Here is a 16,332-nt window from a genome sequence, read left to right as displayed (position 1 = left end):
ATCGTTGAAACAGATAGTAAAAAAAGCAGCGGTGCACTGAAATCGTTGAGGAAATTGCATCGGGCCGTGCGGGAAGCTATCCCGCGCCAGAATGCCACGTGCAAAAGAGCGCCCCCCTATTCTTCCGCCAGGGCGCTGATTGGCGAGCGCAAAATGGCGGCTCGCCTCTCAGGTTCTCTGTCATTTTAATTAGCCATAGCGCTAATCGTGCCTGGCTGATGCTTTCACTCTCTTCAGCGCTTTGGAAATTCGTATCGCTGCTTCGCGCGCGGTGTCTGCCGTCAGCATAGAGTAAGAAAGTCGCAGCGAATTCTTTTGCGGCTCCCGGGCAAAAAAGACTTCTCCCGGCACAAAGACGACATTTTCTTTAATACATTCCTGTAAAAGCTGCGATGCGTCGATATCTTCATCGAGGTGACACCACAGGAACATCCCGCCTTCAGGCGTATTCCAGGTAATGTCGCCACCGCAATACTCTTGCAGTGAGCTAATCAGGTAGTCGCGTCGATCTTTGTAGGTGGCTTTCAGGACCTCCACCCTTTCATTGATTCTTCCGGACTCCAGATAATGGGCGGCGATACTTTGATTCAGCGTGGAGGTATGCAGGTCCAGTGCCTGTTTGGCAACCACTGTTGCCATGTGGAAATGGTCGGGCACGGCCAGCCAGCCCAGTCGTAATCCTGGCGAAAAGATTTTTGAGAAGCTGGACATGTAACAGACGTTATGATTTTCACCGAAAAGGCTTTGCGCGACGGAGAATATCGAAGGAAGAGGATCGCCGCTGAAACGCAGATGCCCATAAGGATCGTCCTCAACAATCACTACCTGATACTGTTGCGACAGCTTAGCGATTCTCACGCGTTGTTCATAACTGATGGTATTGCCGGTTGGGTTGGCAAAGTTCGGCGTCAGGTAAACCATTTTTACCCCGCCTGCCGCCATTTCTTTTTCCAGCAAGTTTAGTTCAATGCCCTCAGAATCATATTCCAGTTCCACTACCGTGGCGTCGGTATAACCGAAAATTTGTAGCGCGGCCAGATAAGTAGGACGTTCAACGAAGACCTTGTCGCCTTTTTCAAGGAAAACACGACTTAAAAGATCGATAGCCTGTTGTGAACCGTTAGTAATAATAATACTTTCCGCTTTCACTTCCAGATTAAGGCCCCGATTCCAGCGAGAAAGCTGTTCACGCAGATGTTCCTCCCCTTCGGTGACGCTATACTGGAATAAACCTCTGTGCTCACGGGATAAAATATCTCTGAGGATCGTATCGATGCCTTCCACGTCGATAAGGTCGGTCGCGGGAATCCCTCCTGCAAGCGAGATAACACCGGGAATTTTACTAAATTTTAGCAACTCTCTGACAGCAGAAGATTTGATACCAGCGGACTTTTTAGAAAGCATTACACACTCCCAGGGGAAATTTTTAAACGCCGCCCTATCTTACTGTTAAAATTCTGTAACTACAACAATGCAACAGGCTCCATTGCGCTGTAATTATTACTTTTTTGTGCTAATTTTTTGTAACAAAAGTCGGGGAGGATGCCAAAATTAATCAGCGATTTTTTATAAACAAGCCACTTTATTAATATCAGGATATGCGAATAGACTGTTTGCGTCTCCACCTGACAAACGGAAAAACTCTATTTTATTCCGCCGCTGTATTTTGGCCAGAATCCTTTACAGTTTCAATTAAAAAGAACCCAATTTATTTACGCTAACGATTTCAATAATTTTCTACTGCTGCTGTTGATTGACGTAAAAAGCAGGACCCCGGCAGATTGAAGCAGGATAACAAACGGTTTCTGGAGAAGGTAATTCCCCCATGAATACTGAAAATTATCCTGTTAAGTTTTCTATTTTTAGCGGTAATCGATTTAATAATATCGGCCGCGTTGCAATTGCCTTTTTTGGGCATAGCCACTAAAAATTTAATTACTTTTTCTATTTTTGGCAGCACAGTAAAAAGAACAAAGCCGTCTACGTAAGCGAAAGGATAAAAGGTAGGCTATCCGGGCGGGCGTGTTTTTTACAGATATAAACACCCGTGCGCCTGTGCATTAGCAACGCGATCCTGCTTTACCCTCTTTTTACATCATGAAAAGCCACCTCGCAGGCTATAGCGGTAAATTCCCCGAAAGATGTCATGCTTCCCGGTGCTTGTTGTTTAAAATCAAAATAATGGATCTAAAACTTCATTACTTTTATGTCACGGCTCCAGCGAGCCTTCATGCCAAAGGCGCGTTGCCCGTTAAAATTGCTGTGGCTGACAGAGACAAGGTGGTGACTTCAGGCACGTGTGCCAGTATTGTATCTGTTAAGGGCTTTGCCGCCCGTCTTCAGAGCAATACTAAAAGAATCAGAGCGGATCCGCTCTTTTCATCAGTATAGATGTGCACAGATGCACCGCTGGTGACGGTCTGACCGTTCATCAGGGGTTTTTAAACACAAGGAACTCCCCATGACTCGACGTTTAAGAAGAACCAAGATCGTTACCACCCTGGGTCCGGCTACCGATCGCGACAATAATCTCGAAAAAATTATCGCAGCCGGGGCCAACGTGGTTCGACTTAACTTCTCACACGGGACGCCAGAAGATCATATGCAGCGCGCCAGCAACGTGCGTGCGATTGCGGCAAAGCTGGGCCGTCACGTGGCCATTCTGGGCGATTTACAAGGCCCCAAGATTCGCGTCTCCACCTTTAAAGAAGGCAAAGTCTTTCTTAACCCGGGCGATCGGTTTTTACTGGATGCCAGCCTGAGTAAAGGCGAAGGCGATAAAGAAAAAGTCGGCATTGATTATAAAGGCCTGCCAGCCGATGTGGTACCGGGCGATATCCTGCTGCTGGATGATGGCCGTGTGCAGCTGAAAGTGCTGGAAGTTCAGGGCATGAAAGTCTTCACCGAAGTCACCGTCGGCGGTCCGCTTTCGAACAATAAAGGCATTAATAAGCTCGGCGGTGGGCTTTCTGCCGATGCGCTGACGGAAAAAGACAAAGCGGACATCCTTACCGCCGCGAAAATCGACGTAGATTATCTGGCCGTTTCTTTCCCACGCTGCGGCGAAGATCTGAACTACGCTCGTCGTCTGGCTCGCGAAGCGGGTTGCGAGGCGAAAATTGTCTCTAAAGTCGAGCGTGCAGAGGCCGTAGCGTCGCAGGAAGCCATGGATGACATCATCCTGGCATCGGACGTGGTAATGGTCGCCAGGGGTGACCTGGGCGTCGAGATCGGTGACCCGGAACTGGTCGGTATTCAGAAAGCCTTGATCCGCCGCGCCCGCCAGCTGAACCGTGCGGTGATTACCGCGACCCAGATGATGGAGTCGATGATCACCAATCCAATGCCAACGCGTGCTGAAGTTATGGACGTGGCCAACGCCGTACTGGACGGAACGGATGCGGTAATGCTTTCGGCCGAAACCGCAGCGGGCCAGTATCCGGCCGAAACCGTGACCGCCATGGCTAAAGTCTGTCTGGGCGCAGAGAAAATTCCAAGCATCAACGTTTCCAAGCACCGCCTGGAAGTGCAGTTTGATAATATTGAAGAAGCCATTGCGATGTCCGCGATGTACGCTGCCAACCACCTACAGGGCGTTACGGCGATCATCACCATGACGGAATCCGGCCGCACCGCGCTGATGACTTCACGCATTACCTCTGGCCTGCCGATTTTTGCCATGTCTCGCCATGAGCATACGCTAAACCTCACTGCGCTTTATCGCGGCGTCACGCCGGTTTATTTCGACAGCAACAATGATGGCGTGGTTGCGGCACACGACGCGATCAATCTGTTACGCGATAAGGGCTTCCTGATGTCTGGCGATTTGGTCATTGTTACTCAGGGCGATGTAATGAGTACAACCGGTACCACGAATACCAGCCGCGTGCTGCGCGTAGAGTAACGCTTACGGTTATCGGGCCGCCGTGCCCGATAATCTTTTCCGCTCTGCAGTTCCCTTTTCCGCTATTTTTTCAGCCACACATTTATCCGTCCGTCATACCAACCCGGTATACTGGCGCGATTTGTAGATCCTGTTTACTTTGGAAGGAGCCTTAATGCCCGCTTTTATTCCGGTGACGGCTATTACCCGTCGTCATTTAATTTTTCCGCTCTCGCTGGTGCTGTTTGAGTTTGCCAGCTATATCGCCCATGACATGATCCAACGCGGAATGCTGCTGGTTACCACCGAGTTCGGCGTCGGGCCGGAATGGGTTTCCGCCTCGCTGACTGCCTATCTGGCGGGCGGTATCGTTCTGCAGTGGTTATTAGGGCCGCTTTCCGACAAGCTGGGCCGTCGGCCAGTGATGCTGGCTGGCGTCGCCTTTTTTACCCTGGCCTGCATCGGCACCCACTGGGTCGGCTCCGTCGGCCAGTTTATTCTGATGCGCTTTCTGCAGGGCACCAGCCTCTGTTTTATTGGGGCAGTCGGCTATGCCGCCATTCAGGAAGCCTTTAACGAAGCCCTTAGCGTGAAAATGATGGCGCTGATGGCTAACGTCGCCCTGCTTGCCCCGTTGGCCGGCCCGCTGGCCGGTGCTGCTTTTCTTTCCGTAGGCGACTGGCGCACAATGTTCTGGCTGTTTGCCGCCGTCAGCGCGGTAGCGCTGGTTGGCCTGTGGCGAACCATGCCCGAAACTGCAGGTGACAGCAGTGCCTCTGTTTCGCTCAAGTCGCTGGGCAAAGGCTATCTGAACCTGCTGCGGGATCGTCAGGTCATGAGCGGCTCGCTGGCTATCGGCCTGGTCAGTATTCCTTGTCTCGGCTGGGTGGCGCTGTCGCCGGTGATCCTGATCCACGACGAACATCTTTCCCGCATGACCTACGCGCTGCTTCAGCTGCCGGTATTTGTGGCGATGATCCTTGGTAACCTGACGTTGGGTCGCCTTTCTGGCCGCGTACCGATTGAATACCCACTCAAGCTGGCCGCATGGCCAATCCTGATTGGGCTGGCGGTCGCGACGCTGGCCACCGCGCTGAACAGGCACAGCTATCTCTGGCTGACCGCAGGGCTGAGCCTGTACGGTTTTGGCACCGGTCTGGTCAACGCCGGGCTTTACCGTTTAACGCTGTTTTCCAGCGCCTCAGGCAAGGGTAGCGTCGCCGCGATGCTGGGGATGGTTAGCATTCTGGTCTTTACCTTAGGGATAGAGGCGGTGAAAAGCGCCTGGTTCAGCGGCGGCAACTTCTGGTTCAGCCTGGTAAACCTGGGCTGCGGGCTGCTCTGGTTCTGGCTGGTTAGCGCTTTTCTGCGCGAGCGGCAGCGGCGGATCACACAGGCACATTAAAAAACCCCGCCGGGCGGCGGGGCTTATTTTACTTTTTAGGGAAGAGATCTTTGCGGCGATAAGGTTCAATATCGCCCTCTTTCCGCGTCTTCAGCAGCTTCAGGATCCAGGTGTACTGCTCAGGATTCGGCCGGACCAGGATCTCGACTTCCTCATTCATTCTGCGCGCCAGCGTTTTATCATCCGCTTCCAGCAAATCATCCATCGGCGAACGCAAATAGATATCCAGCCGATGCGTTTTGCTGTTATAAACCGGGAACAGCGGCACCACACGAGCGCGACAAACCTTCATCAATCGTCCGACCGCAGGCAGCGTAGCCTTATAGGTAGCGAAGAAATCCACGAATTCGCTGTGTTCTGCACCATGATCCTGATCCGGCAGATAATACCCCCAGTACCCCTGACGTACCGAGCTGATAAACGGCTTGATACCGTCATTTCTGGCGTGCATACGCCCGCCAAAACGGCGGCGCACGGCATTCCAGACATAGTCCATCACCGGATCGCTTTGGTTATGGAACATGGCCGCCATTTTCTGGCCTTCTGACGCCAGCACCATGGCCGGAATATCCACCGCCCAGCCGTGCGGCACCAGAAAAATGATGTTCTGATTTTGCGCACGGATCTGCTCAATAATGTCTTTGTTATGCCAGGTAATGCGCTGTAGCGCATGGGCCGGGCGCATGGCCAGTTCGGCCATCATCACCATCGACTGCGGCGCCGTGGCAAACATCTCATCGATAATTTTTTCGCGGTCGCTTTCCGCTACTTCAGGCATGCAGTAAAACAGGTTAATCTGCGCGCGGCGGCGAGCGCTTTTAGCGTATTTTCCGGCGAAACGTCCCAGTGCACCGAGAAAAGGATCGCGTAGCCGTGCCGGGATCCAGGCCAGCCCTGCGCAAAAACCGATTGCCAGCCAGCTTCCCCAGTAACGCGGCAGCAGAAAGGATTTCTGAAAGGTGGGAATAAATTCAATATTGCTTTTCTTGTTTTCCATGCACTCGCCTCAAATTCTGAGCGGCTAATGATAGTGCCGATGCACAATTTTGCAATGCCCGCCTCATTTTGCCCATAAAGAAAAGCCGACGGCAGAAGCGTCGGCTTTTTTGGCGGAAGCGTTAATGCTTACTTAAAGCGCAGCTGTGGCGTGACTTCACGAACCTGTGCCAGATAATCGCTGCGGTCTTTACCGGTCAGCCCTTCCATACGCGGCAGCTTCGCCGTCAGCGGGTTGACGGCCTGATTGTTGATCCACACTTCAAAGTGCAGATGCGGCCCCGTTGAGCGACCGGTGTTGCCGCTCAGGCCAACGCGCTCGCCGCGCTTCACCTTATCACCAGGCTTCACCAACAGCTTTTTCATATGCATATAGCGCGTCATATACTGACGTCCATGACGAATGGCAACATAGTTGCCCGCGCCACCGCTGCGTTTCGCCACGATCACTTCGCCGTCGCCTACTGCCAATACCGGGGTCCCCAGCGGGATAGCAAAGTCCACGCCCTTGTGCGGCGCGATGCGGCCGGTTACCGGATTCAGGCGATGCGGGTTAAAGTTTGAAGAGACGCGATACTGTTTCGCCGTTGGGAAACGCATAAAGCCGTGTGCCAGTCCGGCGCCGCTGCGATCGTAGAACTTGCCGTCGGCAGCGCGAATAGCATAATAATCTTTGCCACCGGTTTGCAGCCGCACGCCGGTTAAACGGCTCTGCTGGCTGTTGCCGTCCATCATCTCGCGCGACATCAGCACGGAGAAACGGTCGCCGTTACGCAGCTTGCGGAAGTCCATCTGCCACTGTAACGCTTTAATCACGGCGCTGATTTCGCCGCTGCTCAGCCCGGCGCTACGCGCGCTGGTCACAAAGCTGCCTTCCACCGTGCCCGAAAGCACGTTGTTTTGCCATTCGCCCTGCTGAACCGCAGCAGAAGATTTAAACGTGTTGCCGGAGCGATCGTAAGTGCGGGTTTCGCGACTTGAGGCCTCCCAGGTCAGCCTCTGAAGCTGGCCGTCATCGGTAAGCGTCCAGGAAAGCTGCTGCCCAATTTGCAGGTTACGCAGATCCTTATCAGCCTTGACCAGCTGGTTGATATCTCCCATATCGATGCCATACTGATTGAGAACGCTGCTTAAGGTATCTCCTGCTGACACCACATAATCGTGCGTCCCGGCTTCGCTGGGCACATCCTGGTCTATCTCATCTTTGGGAACATCGTCATCGGGTGAAGGCATATCCTGATCGATAGGCTCACTGGCTTCCGGTAACAGCGTACGCAGCTGTTCCTTGTCCAGTTCAATGCTCTTAACGATCGGATTCTCACCGCCGACGGTGGGATGATAAACGAAAGGCCGCCATACCGAGACGGCCAGCGTAACGACGGTAAGCGAACCCAGCATAACGCGGTGGGTTCGTGGCAATGTATTAAACGCCATAGCGACAGCGCGGGCTATTTGCTGCACGTATTAGTTCCTCTAAGCTCCTTTCAGGCAGCTCGCGTACTGGCTGGACAGCTGTGAGAGGAATTTCACATAGCTGTCTCTTCCCGGAGTGATGTCGGTTCCCAGCGGATCCAGCGTTCCTGTACGCACTTTGGTTCCTCTGGCAACAGCATCGATCACGGCCGGCCTGAATTGTGGCTCAGCAAAGACGCATACCGCCTTTTGCTCAACCAACTCTGTTCGAATTTGATGTAAACGCTGAGCGCCGGGCTGGATTTCAGGGTTGACGGTAAAATGACCCGTTGGGGTCAGACCGAAATGTTTTTCAAAGTAGGTGTAAGCATCGTGAAAAACGAAATAACCCTTTCCTTTTACCGGCTCAAGCTGAGCGGCTATTTGCGTATCGGCCGTAGCCAATTCTGCCTCAAAATGCTGCAGGTTCGCGTCTAGTTTGTCTCTGCTCTGCGGCATAAGTTCCAATAATTTTGCATGGATTGCAACCGCAGATTGCCGGGCTATTTCTGGGGACATCCACAGGTGCATATTATATTCGCCATGGTGATGGGCATGAGCCTGCTCATCCTGTGCTTCAGCGCCCTCTTCGTGCGGGTGCGCCTCGTCTTCTGCTCCACGCACCAACAGGGGTTTAACCGTTGTTAAATCTGCCAGTTCGAGGTTTTTTTGTCTGGGAAGTGTGGCAACCGCTTTCGGCAAAAAAGCTTCCATTTCCGGCCCAATCCAGACCACAAGATCCGCGCTCTGTAGGCGTTTGATGTCTGAAGGGCGCAGCGCGTAGTCATGTTCCGAGGCCCCATCCGGCAGCAAAATTTCTACTGGCGTGACGCCATCGGCAATAGCCGCGGCGATAAAGCCCAGAGGCTTAACAGAGGCCACTACTGCAGCCTGAGCGGAAGGGGTTAACGAAGCGGCAAAACCTAACGCAGAAAGCCACGTTAACAAGGGTTTGTTTTTATGTAACATAATGATTCATTCCATCGTGACAGGTCGAAGAATTGTGATATTATAACATTCGATAACTTCTGCAACCCGTAATCGCTATGTCCTCACTGATTAGTCTTGAAAAAATTTCCGTCAGCTTTGGTCAGCGCACCGTGCTCGCCAACATATCTTTGACGCTGGAGCCGGGCAGGATATTAACGCTGCTCGGGCCTAACGGTGCCGGTAAATCCACGCTGGTACGCGTGGTACTCGGCCTGATTTCGCCAACGAGTGGCAGCGTGGTGCGTCATGAACAGCTGCGTATCGGCTACGTGCCGCAAAAAATTCATCTGGATGCGACGCTGCCGCTCACTGTCGAGCGCTTTATGCTGCTGCGTGGCGGCGTGAAGCGCGGCGACATCCTGCCCGCCCTGAAAAGAGTGCAGGCGGCACAGCTGTTGAACGCGCCGCTGCAAAAGCTTTCCGGTGGCGAAATGCAGCGCGTGCTGCTGGCGCGCGCCCTGCTTAACCAGCCGCAGCTGCTGGTACTGGACGAACCGACGCAGGGCGTTGATGTCAACGGCCAGGTGGCGCTTTACGATTTGATCGATCAGCTTCGGCGCGAGCTAAACTGCGGCGTGCTGATGGTTTCCCACGATTTACATTTGGTGATGGCGAAAACCGATGAGGTGCTCTGCCTGAATCAGCATATTTGCTGTTCCGGCAGCCCGGAGGCGGTTTCTCAGCATCCGGAGTTTATCTCTATGTTTGGCCCGCGCGGCGCCGAGCAGCTGGCTATTTATCGTCATCAGCACAACCACCGGCACGACCTTCAGGGACGTATCGTTTTACGCAGAGGACAAACCAAGTGATTGAATTGTTGTTGCCCGGCTGGCTGGCAGGTTTTTTCCTGGCGCTGGCAGCGGGCCCCCTCGGCTCGTTTGTAGTCTGGCGCCGCATGTCCTATTTTGGCGATACGCTGGCGCACGCTTCTCTGCTTGGCGTAGCTTTTGGCCTGTTGCTGAACGTCAGCCCGTTTTATGCGGTGATTGCCGTCACGCTGCTGCTGGCGCTGCTGCTGGTCTGGCTGGAGCGCAGGCCGCATCTGGCGATTGATACGCTGCTGGGCATCATGGCACACAGCGCGCTGTCGCTGGGTCTGGTAGTGGTCAGCCTGATGTCCGGCGTACGGGTGGATCTGATGGCCTATCTGTTTGGCGATCTGCTGGCCGTGACGCCGACCGATCTTTACACCATTGCTGCTGGGGTGGCCGTGGTGCTGGTCGTGCTGGCGGCTAACTGGCGTTCGCTGCTCTCCATGACCATCAGTCCGGAGCTGGCGCAGGTGGATGGCGTCAATATACAGCGGACTAAGATGGTATTGATGCTGGTAACGGCACTGACCATTGGCGTGGCGATGAAGTTCGTCGGTGCGCTGATTATCACCTCTTTATTAATCATTCCGGCCGCGACGGCACGACGCTTTGCACGTTCACCGGAGCAGATGGCAGCTGTTGCCGTACTGGTGGGGATCCTGGCCGTAACCGCTGGCCTGACCTTCTCCGCTTTTTACGATACGCCAGCCGGGCCGTCGGTTGTGTTGGGCGCATCGCTGATGTTTATAGTCAGCATGGTTAAAAAGCCTGCGGTGTAACACCGGCAGGCGGCAAAAAAAAACCGGTCAGCGATGACCGGTTTTTTTGTGACTTACTCTTCCCGCGTGATGCCAAAGTGCTTGTAGGCATGTTGCGTCGCCATCCTGCCGCGTGGCGTACGTTGAATAAATCCCTGCTGGATCAGATAAGGCTCTAACACGTCCTCGATGGTTTCGCGCTCTTCGCCGATAGCCGCCGCCAGGTTATCCAACCCGACCGGCCCGCCGGTAAACTTATCGATGATCGCCAGCAGCAGCTTGCGGTCCATATAATCGAAGCCTTCCGTATCCACGTTGAGCATGTCCAGCGCTCTGGCGGCCACGTCACCGCTCAGGCTGCCCTGCGCTTTAACCTCAGAGAAATCCCTGACCCGGCGCAGCAGACGGTTAGCGATACGCGGCGTGCCCCGTGAACGACGGGCAATTTCCAGCGCGCCCTCTTCGCTCAGCGGCAGGCCAAGGCAGCTGGCGCTGCGGCCGACGATGTGCTGCAGATCTTTAACCTGATAAAACTCCAGACGCTGTACGATACCAAAACGGTCGCGCAGCGGCGACGTTAACGAGCCGGCCCGGGTGGTCGCGCCAATCAGGGTAAACGGCGGCAAATCCAGCTTGATGGAACGGGCGGCCGGGCCTTCACCGATCATGATATCCAGCTGATAGTCTTCCATTGCCGGATAGAGCACCTCTTCCACTACGGGCGAAAGACGGTGGATCTCATCGATAAAGAGCACGTCGTGCGGCTCAAGGTTGGTTAACATGGCGGCCAGATCGCCTGCTTTTTCCAGCACGGGTCCGGAGGTAGTGCGCAGGTTAACGCCCAGCTCGTTGGCAACAATCCCGGCCAGCGTGGTTTTCCCCAGCCCAGGCGGGCCGAATACCAGCAGATGATCCAGCGCATCGCCACGCATTTTGGCAGCCTGGATAAAAATTTCCATCTGTTCGCGCACCACCGGCTGGCCGACATACTCTTCCAGCAGCTTCGGCCGAATGGCGCGGTCAATGACTTCTTCTTCGCTGAAGGTTCCCGGCGAAACCAGGCGATCGGCTTCAATCATGCTTTACCTCAAATAGCTGCGCGCAGGGCTTCGCGGATCAGCGTTTCACAATCTGCATCCGGACGGCCGACTTTGCCGATCATCCGGCTGGCTTCCTGAGGTTTATACCCCAGCGATACCAGCGCGGCAACGGCTTCCTCTTCCGCGCTGTTACCCGCGGCAGGCGCCTGAACTTCACTGGTCAGCGCGAAAGGTGCATCGGCCGCAAACAGGTCGCCATGCATGCCTTTAAAGCGATCTTTCATTTCGACCACCAGCCGTTCGGCGGTTTTCTTGCCCACGCCCGGCAGTTTCACCAGCGAGGCGATTTCTTCGCGCTCTACGGCCGTCACGAACTGCTGCGCCGACATGCCGGACAAAATGGCCAGCGCCAGCTTTGGCCCGACGCCGTTCACTTTAATCAGCTCGCGAAACAGCGCCCTCTCCTGACGGCTGTTAAAGCCGAACAGCAGCTGAGCGTCCTCGCGCACCACGAAATGGGTGAACAGCGTGGCTTCGTTATTCAGCTCGGGAAGCTCATAAAAACAGGTCATCGGCATGTGCACTTCATAACCCACGCCGCCGACTTCCAACAGCACCAGCGGCGGCTGTTTTTCCAAAATGTTGCCTCTCAGACGACCTATCACCGTAAGCTTCCTTAGAAATGGAGTAATGCGGGGATTTATATCATAAAAAAAGCTGGATAGATATCCAGCTTATCAGGAACGCAGGCGACCGCGCGCCAGGTTAAGTTTGCCCTCGCCCAGCCGGTTGATGTTCTGGCTGAGATGGCAGTGGGTAATGGCGATAGCCAGCGCATCCGCCGCATCTGCCTGCGGACTGGCGGAAAGCTTCAGCAGCGTTTTGACCATATGCTGCACCTGGCTTTTCTCCGCGCTGCCGATACCAACCACGGTCTGCTTGACCTGCCGTGCCGCGTATTCGAACACCGGCAAATCGTGATTAACCGCTGCCACGATGGCCGCCCCGCGAGCCTGGCCTAGCTTGAGTGCAGAATCGGCATTTTTCGCCATAAAAACCTGCTCTATAGCGAAATAGTCCGGCTGAAACTGGGTGATAATCTCGCTGACGCCCGCATAAATCAGCTTCAGGCGGGACGGCAAATCGGTGGAGCTGGTGCGGATACAGCCGCTGCCCAGGTAGGTCAACTGGCGACCTACCTGACGGATAATACCGTAGCCGGTGATACGCGAGCCGGGATCGATACCTAAAATGATCGCCATTACGCTTCTCCCGGCCGTTGCATAAAGTCCGCCATTACAGCGTTGCCGCGACCTCGTCGGAGATCTCACCGTTATGGTAAACTTCCTGCACGTCGTCACAATCTTCCAGCATATCGATCAGGCGCAGCAGCTTCGGTGCCGTTTCCGCGTCCATATCTGCTTTGGTCGAAGGGATCATGGTCACTTCAGCACTGTCGGCATTCAGACCCGCTGCAGCCAGCGCGTCTTTCACTTCGCCCAGCGACTCCCATGCGGTAAACACATCCATTGCGCCGTCGTCATAGGTGACCACGTCATCCGCACCCGCTTCCAGCGCGGCATCCATCAGGGTATCTTCATCCAGACCCGGCGCGAAAGAGATCACGCCTTTGCGCGTGAACAGATAAGCAACGGAACCGTCAGTACCGAGGTTGCCGCCGGTTTTGGTGAAGGCGTGACGCACTTCGGAAACGGTACGGTTACGGTTGTCGCTCAGGCATTCCACCATCACCGCCGTGCCGCCAGGACCGTAACCTTCATAGATGATGGTTTCCATGTTGCTGTCGTCTTCGCCGCCCACGCCGCGAGCGATTGCGCGGTTCATGGTATCGCGCGTCATGTTGTTAGACAGCGCTTTATCCATCGCCGCGCGCAGACGCGGGTTAGACGCTGCATCGCCACCGCCCAGCTTCGCCGCCGTAACCAGCTCGCGAATAATTTTGGTGAAAATTTTACCGCGTTTAGCATCCTGAGCCGCTTTACGGTGTTTGGTGTTAGCCCATTTACTGTGACCAGCCATTAACTCTTTCTCCAGATATAGATCGGACAGGCTATCTTGCTGATGATTTTGTCCGCCGGGCGCATTCGTCATCCTCTCGGACTAACGGACACGCTGGCAGCAAACAACCTCACTGCGCCGACAAACGCCTGAACATTTAACGCATTCCATCCCCTTTGCTACCGGCAATCAGCCGGCAGCCAGGGTGCTAAACTACAAATTCTTCAATGGCCTGGCGGTTGCTCCAGGACTTGCACAGCGCCGCGCCTTCCGTGGGCGCCATCCAGCGGTAAGCCAGATGTTCGCTTAGTCTGACCGGCTGCTCGGCAGGCAGCGCCAGATAAAACCAGTGCTCGCTGTTATGCGTGACCTCTGGCGCGTAGCGGTGGCGAAAATGCGCAAAGATTTCGAATTCTATCCGACGCTGGCAGTCCACTAATGTGAGCTGCCCGGCGTTGATATCAATTCCCGTTTCTTCCAGCACTTCCCGTCGCGCGGTCTCTGCCAGGTTTTCACCCTCTTCCTGGCTGCCGGTAACGGACTGCCAGAAACCGGGATCGTCGCGCCGCTGCAGCATCAGTACCCGCCCGGTATCACGGGCAAAGATCACCACCAGAACCGATACGGGCCGCTTGAAAGCCATCTCAGTTGCTCTCAGGCTTATCCTTTTTAACCACCTGAATGCCCAGCTCCGCCAGCGAAGCCGGGTTGGCAAAGCTTGGCGCTTCGGTCATCAGGCAGGCTGCCGCCGTGGTTTTCGGGAAAGCGATAACGTCACGGATGTTGTCGGTGCCGGTTAACAGCATAACCAGGCGATCCAGGCCAAAGGCTAATCCCGCGTGCGGCGGCGTACCGAATTTCAGGGCATCCAGCAGGAAGCCGAACTTCTCGCGCTGTTCCTGCTCGGTGATGCCCAGAATGCCGAACACCGTCTGCTGCATGTCGCCACGGTGAATACGCACCGAGCCGCCGCCTACTTCGTAGCCGTTGATAACCATGTCGTAGGCGTTAGCAATGGCCGTTTCAGGCGCGTCTTTCAACGCATCTGGCGTCATGTCGCGCGGCGCGGTGAACGGGTGGTGCATCGCGCTCAGGCCGCCTTCGCCATCCTCTTCGAACATGGGGAAGTCGGCTACCCATAGCGGCGCCCAGGTGTTTCCGTTGGTGATATCCAGATCGCGACCCAGCTTCAGACGCAGCGCGCCCAGCGCGTCGGCCACGATTTTCGCGCTGTCCGCGCCAAAGAAAATGGCGTCGCCATCGGCGGCAGCGGTGCGGCTCAGAATAGCTTCAACGATATCCGCGTTCAGGAACTTGGCGACCGGGCTGGTGATGCCTTCCAGACCTTTGGCGCGCTCATTGACTTTCATCCACGCCAGGCCTTTCGCGCCGTAGATTTCTACAAACTTGCCGTACTCATCAATTTGCTTGCGGCTAAGCTGAGCGCCGCCCGGCACGCGCAGTGCGGCAACGCGGCCTTTAGCGTCATTCGCCGGGCCTGAGAAGACTTTGAACTCCACGTCCTTCAGCAGATCGGCAACATCCACCAGCTCCATCGGGTTACGCAGGTCCGGCTTATCGGATCCGTAGCGACGCATCGCTTCAGCAAAGGTCATCATCGGGAAGTCGCCCAAATCGATACCTTTTACGTCCTGCCACAGTTCGCGCACCATCTTCTCCATGATTTCACGCACCTGCGGCGCGGTCATAAAGGAGGTTTCAACGTCAATCTGGGTGAATTCAGGCTGGCGGTCAGCGCGCAGGTCTTCATCACGGAAGCATTTAACGACCTGATAGTAGCGATCGAAGCCGGACATCATCAGCAGCTGTTTGAACAGCTGAGGCGACTGCGGCAGCGCGTAAAATTTGCCCTTGTGTACGCGGCTCGGCACCAGATAGTCACGCGCACCTTCCGGCGTGGCTTTAGTCAGCATCGGCGTTTCGATATCGAGAAAGCCGTTGTCATCCATAAAGCGACGCACGAAGCTGGTAATTTTCGCACGGGTTTTCAGGCGCTGAGCCATATCAGGACGACGCAGATCCAGGTAGCGATACTTCAGGCGCGCTTCTTCGCTGTTGGTCTGATTGGAATCCAGCGGCAGCGGCTCGGCGCGGTTGATAATGGTCAAATCGGTCGCGAACACTTCCACTTCGCCCGTCGCCATCTCACTGTTTCTGTTTTTTTCGTCACGAGCACGCACGGTGCCGGTCAGCTGGATACAGAACTCGTTACGCAGTTCAGAGGCCAGCTGAAAAGCTTCCTGGCGATCGGGATCGAAAAAGACCTGCACAATGCCTTCACGGTCGCGCATATCAATGAAGATCAGGCTGCCCAGATCGCGGCGGCGGTTAACCCATCCGCAAAGTGTCACCTGTTGGCCTACGTGAGACAGGTTGATCTGTCCGCAATACTCGGTACGCATAACGCTATCCTTTTAACTTCGCCGCTCGCGGGCAGCATCTTTAGTTATCTGTTCGGGGCGATGCCGCCGCGAAAAAGGCGGCTATTATAATAGAAAAAGCCCGGCGCGATAAGAGTCGCCTCCTGCAGGCGGCGCCAAAAATCACTACAATTAGCCTGCGCCTCATAAAAGCTAACAAATTTCATGCTTCTCTGACATTGTTGTTATCGTGCATTAAGGCTGACTGCCTGTATTCTCAACGGTTTTCCCTAAACACCCGGAGCAAGTATGTTGGAATTAAACGCTGCAACCACCGCGCTGGTGCTGATCGATTTACAGGAAGGCATTCTGCCTTTCGCTGGCGGCCCTTATAAAGCAGAAGACGTGGTGAGCCGTTCGGCGAAGCTGGCCGAAAAATTCCGTGCCGTCAATGCGCCTGTCGTACTGGTGCGCGTCGGCTGGGCGAAGGACTTTGGCGACGCGCCGAAGCAGCCGGTAGACAACAGCCACGGCGGCCTGCTGCCAGACAACTGGTGGGACTGGCCACCCGCGCTGGGCAAACAGGAGAGTGACAT

The 16,332-nt window shown here is 55.0% G+C and carries 16 protein-coding genes; 6 read left to right on the top strand and 10 right to left on the bottom strand.

Translation table 11 applies throughout. From position 1 onward, the window contains the following. Positions 1-189 (top strand): hypothetical protein (locus RTK32_RS08105; RefSeq protein ID WP_312042952.1); only part of this gene is annotated, 189 nt, incomplete at its 5' end. Between the two features lie 12 nt (positions 190-201). On the opposite strand, the gene RTK32_RS08100 is transcribed toward RTK32_RS08105, so the two are convergent. Beyond that, positions 202-1,404: a PLP-dependent aminotransferase family protein gene (locus RTK32_RS08100; protein WP_312042951.1), complete on the bottom strand. Its 1,203-nt coding sequence runs from the start codon at positions 1,402-1,404 to the stop codon at positions 202-204. Between the two features lie 1,057 nt (positions 1,405-2,461). Between RTK32_RS08100 and pyk the strand changes: the two genes are divergently transcribed. Both pyk and RTK32_RS08090 read left to right on the top strand, forming a co-directional pair. Further along, positions 2,462-3,904: a pyruvate kinase gene (pyk, locus tag RTK32_RS08095; protein ID WP_312042950.1), complete on the top strand. Its 1,443-nt coding sequence runs from the start codon at positions 2,462-2,464 to the stop codon at positions 3,902-3,904. Positions 3,905-4,058: 154 nt separating this feature from the next. Continuing rightward, entirely contained in the window at positions 4,059-5,288 is a 1,230-nt protein-coding gene (locus tag RTK32_RS08090; protein ID WP_312042949.1) for an MFS transporter, read from the top strand. Between the two features lie 28 nt (positions 5,289-5,316). Here RTK32_RS08090 and lpxM read toward each other — a convergent pair whose 3' ends face one another. From lpxM to znuA, 3 genes are all read right to left on the bottom strand, one after another. After that, complete coding sequence (gene lpxM, locus RTK32_RS08085) at positions 5,317-6,285, bottom strand: lauroyl-Kdo(2)-lipid IV(A) myristoyltransferase (RefSeq protein ID WP_312042948.1); 969 nt, start codon at positions 6,283-6,285, stop codon at positions 5,317-5,319. Positions 6,286-6,413: 128 nt separating this feature from the next. Then, positions 6,414-7,745, bottom strand: coding sequence for a murein DD-endopeptidase MepM (gene mepM / locus RTK32_RS08080; protein WP_312042947.1), 1,332 nt, complete (start codon positions 7,743-7,745; stop codon positions 6,414-6,416). 12 nt (positions 7,746-7,757) lie between these two features. Continuing rightward, a complete protein-coding gene (znuA, locus tag RTK32_RS08075) occupies positions 7,758-8,705 on the bottom strand; it encodes a zinc ABC transporter substrate-binding protein ZnuA (protein WP_312042946.1) in 948 nt (315 codons plus the stop codon). Between the two features lie 77 nt (positions 8,706-8,782). Between znuA and znuC the strand changes: the two genes are divergently transcribed. Further along, positions 8,783-9,535, top strand: a complete 753-nt coding sequence (gene znuC, locus RTK32_RS08070; RefSeq protein ID WP_312042945.1) for a zinc ABC transporter ATP-binding protein ZnuC — start codon at positions 8,783-8,785, stop codon at positions 9,533-9,535. Continuing rightward, the gene (gene znuB / locus RTK32_RS08065) at positions 9,532-10,317 is read left to right on the top strand and encodes a zinc ABC transporter permease subunit ZnuB (RefSeq protein WP_312042944.1); all 786 of its coding nucleotides are present in this window, start codon (positions 9,532-9,534) and stop codon (positions 10,315-10,317) included. The genes znuC and znuB overlap by 4 nt, the downstream gene beginning before the upstream one ends. A 53-nt stretch (positions 10,318-10,370) precedes the next feature. Here znuB and ruvB read toward each other — a convergent pair whose 3' ends face one another. The 6 genes from ruvB to aspS form a co-directional block, all read right to left on the bottom strand. Then, the gene (gene ruvB, locus RTK32_RS08060; protein WP_125287913.1) at positions 10,371-11,375 is read right to left on the bottom strand and encodes a Holliday junction branch migration DNA helicase RuvB; all 1,005 of its coding nucleotides are present in this window, start codon (positions 11,373-11,375) and stop codon (positions 10,371-10,373) included. An 8-nt stretch (positions 11,376-11,383) separates the two neighbouring features. Continuing rightward, positions 11,384-12,001 carry a Holliday junction branch migration protein RuvA gene (gene ruvA, locus RTK32_RS08055; RefSeq protein WP_312042943.1) on the bottom strand — a complete coding sequence of 206 codons (618 nt, stop codon included), beginning with the start codon at positions 11,999-12,001 and terminating at the stop codon, positions 11,384-11,386. Between the two features lie 72 nt (positions 12,002-12,073). Continuing rightward, positions 12,074-12,598 carry a crossover junction endodeoxyribonuclease RuvC gene (ruvC, locus tag RTK32_RS08050; RefSeq protein WP_125287915.1) on the bottom strand — a complete coding sequence of 175 codons (525 nt, stop codon included), beginning with the start codon at positions 12,596-12,598 and terminating at the stop codon, positions 12,074-12,076. 34 nt (positions 12,599-12,632) lie between these two features. After that, positions 12,633-13,376 carry a YebC/PmpR family DNA-binding transcriptional regulator gene (locus RTK32_RS08045; RefSeq protein WP_312042942.1) on the bottom strand — a complete coding sequence of 248 codons (744 nt, stop codon included), beginning with the start codon at positions 13,374-13,376 and terminating at the stop codon, positions 12,633-12,635. A 187-nt stretch (positions 13,377-13,563) separates the two neighbouring features. Further along, positions 13,564-13,998 (bottom strand): dihydroneopterin triphosphate diphosphatase, encoded by a 435-nt coding sequence (gene nudB / locus RTK32_RS08040; RefSeq protein WP_312042941.1) that lies wholly within the window; start codon positions 13,996-13,998, stop codon positions 13,564-13,566. Between the two features lies 1 nt (position 13,999). Continuing rightward, a complete protein-coding gene (aspS, locus tag RTK32_RS08035; RefSeq protein WP_312042940.1) occupies positions 14,000-15,778 on the bottom strand; it encodes an aspartate--tRNA ligase in 1,779 nt (592 codons plus the stop codon). A gap of 267 nt (positions 15,779-16,045) precedes the next feature. Between aspS and RTK32_RS08030 the strand changes: the two genes are divergently transcribed. After that, positions 16,046-16,332, top strand: a 287-nt coding sequence (locus RTK32_RS08030) for an isochorismatase family protein (RefSeq protein ID WP_312042939.1), incomplete at its 3' end; no start/stop codon positions are given.

This window comes from Erwinia sp., assembly GCF_031978025.1.
Lineage (GTDB): Bacteria > Pseudomonadota > Gammaproteobacteria > Enterobacterales > Enterobacteriaceae > Erwinia.
This window is presented reverse-complemented; position numbering and strand designations above follow the sequence as displayed.

Coding starts and splice junctions, on each gene's coding strand:
- ruvC (WP_125287915.1), bottom strand. CDS start 12,598: ATGGCGATCATTTTAGGTATCGATCCCGGCTCGCGTATCACCGGCTAC.
- RTK32_RS08100 (WP_312042951.1), bottom strand. CDS start 1,404: ATGCTTTCTAAAAAGTCCGCTGGTATCAAATCTTCTGCTGTCAGAGAG.
- RTK32_RS08045 (WP_312042942.1), bottom strand. CDS start 13,376: ATGGCTGGTCACAGTAAATGGGCTAACACCAAACACCGTAAAGCGGCT.
- nudB (WP_312042941.1), bottom strand. CDS start 13,998: ATGGCTTTCAAGCGGCCCGTATCGGTTCTGGTGGTGATCTTTGCCCGT.
- ruvB (WP_125287913.1), bottom strand. CDS start 11,375: ATGATTGAAGCCGATCGCCTGGTTTCGCCGGGAACCTTCAGCGAAGAA.
- znuA (WP_312042946.1), bottom strand. CDS start 8,705: ATGTTACATAAAAACAAACCCTTGTTAACGTGGCTTTCTGCGTTAGGT.
- aspS (WP_312042940.1), bottom strand. CDS start 15,778: ATGCGTACCGAGTATTGCGGACAGATCAACCTGTCTCACGTAGGCCAA.
- RTK32_RS08090 (WP_312042949.1), top strand. CDS start 4,059: ATGCCCGCTTTTATTCCGGTGACGGCTATTACCCGTCGTCATTTAATT.
- pyk (WP_312042950.1), top strand. CDS start 2,462: ATGACTCGACGTTTAAGAAGAACCAAGATCGTTACCACCCTGGGTCCG.
- lpxM (WP_312042948.1), bottom strand. CDS start 6,285: ATGGAAAACAAGAAAAGCAATATTGAATTTATTCCCACCTTTCAGAAA.
- znuC (WP_312042945.1), top strand. CDS start 8,783: ATGTCCTCACTGATTAGTCTTGAAAAAATTTCCGTCAGCTTTGGTCAG.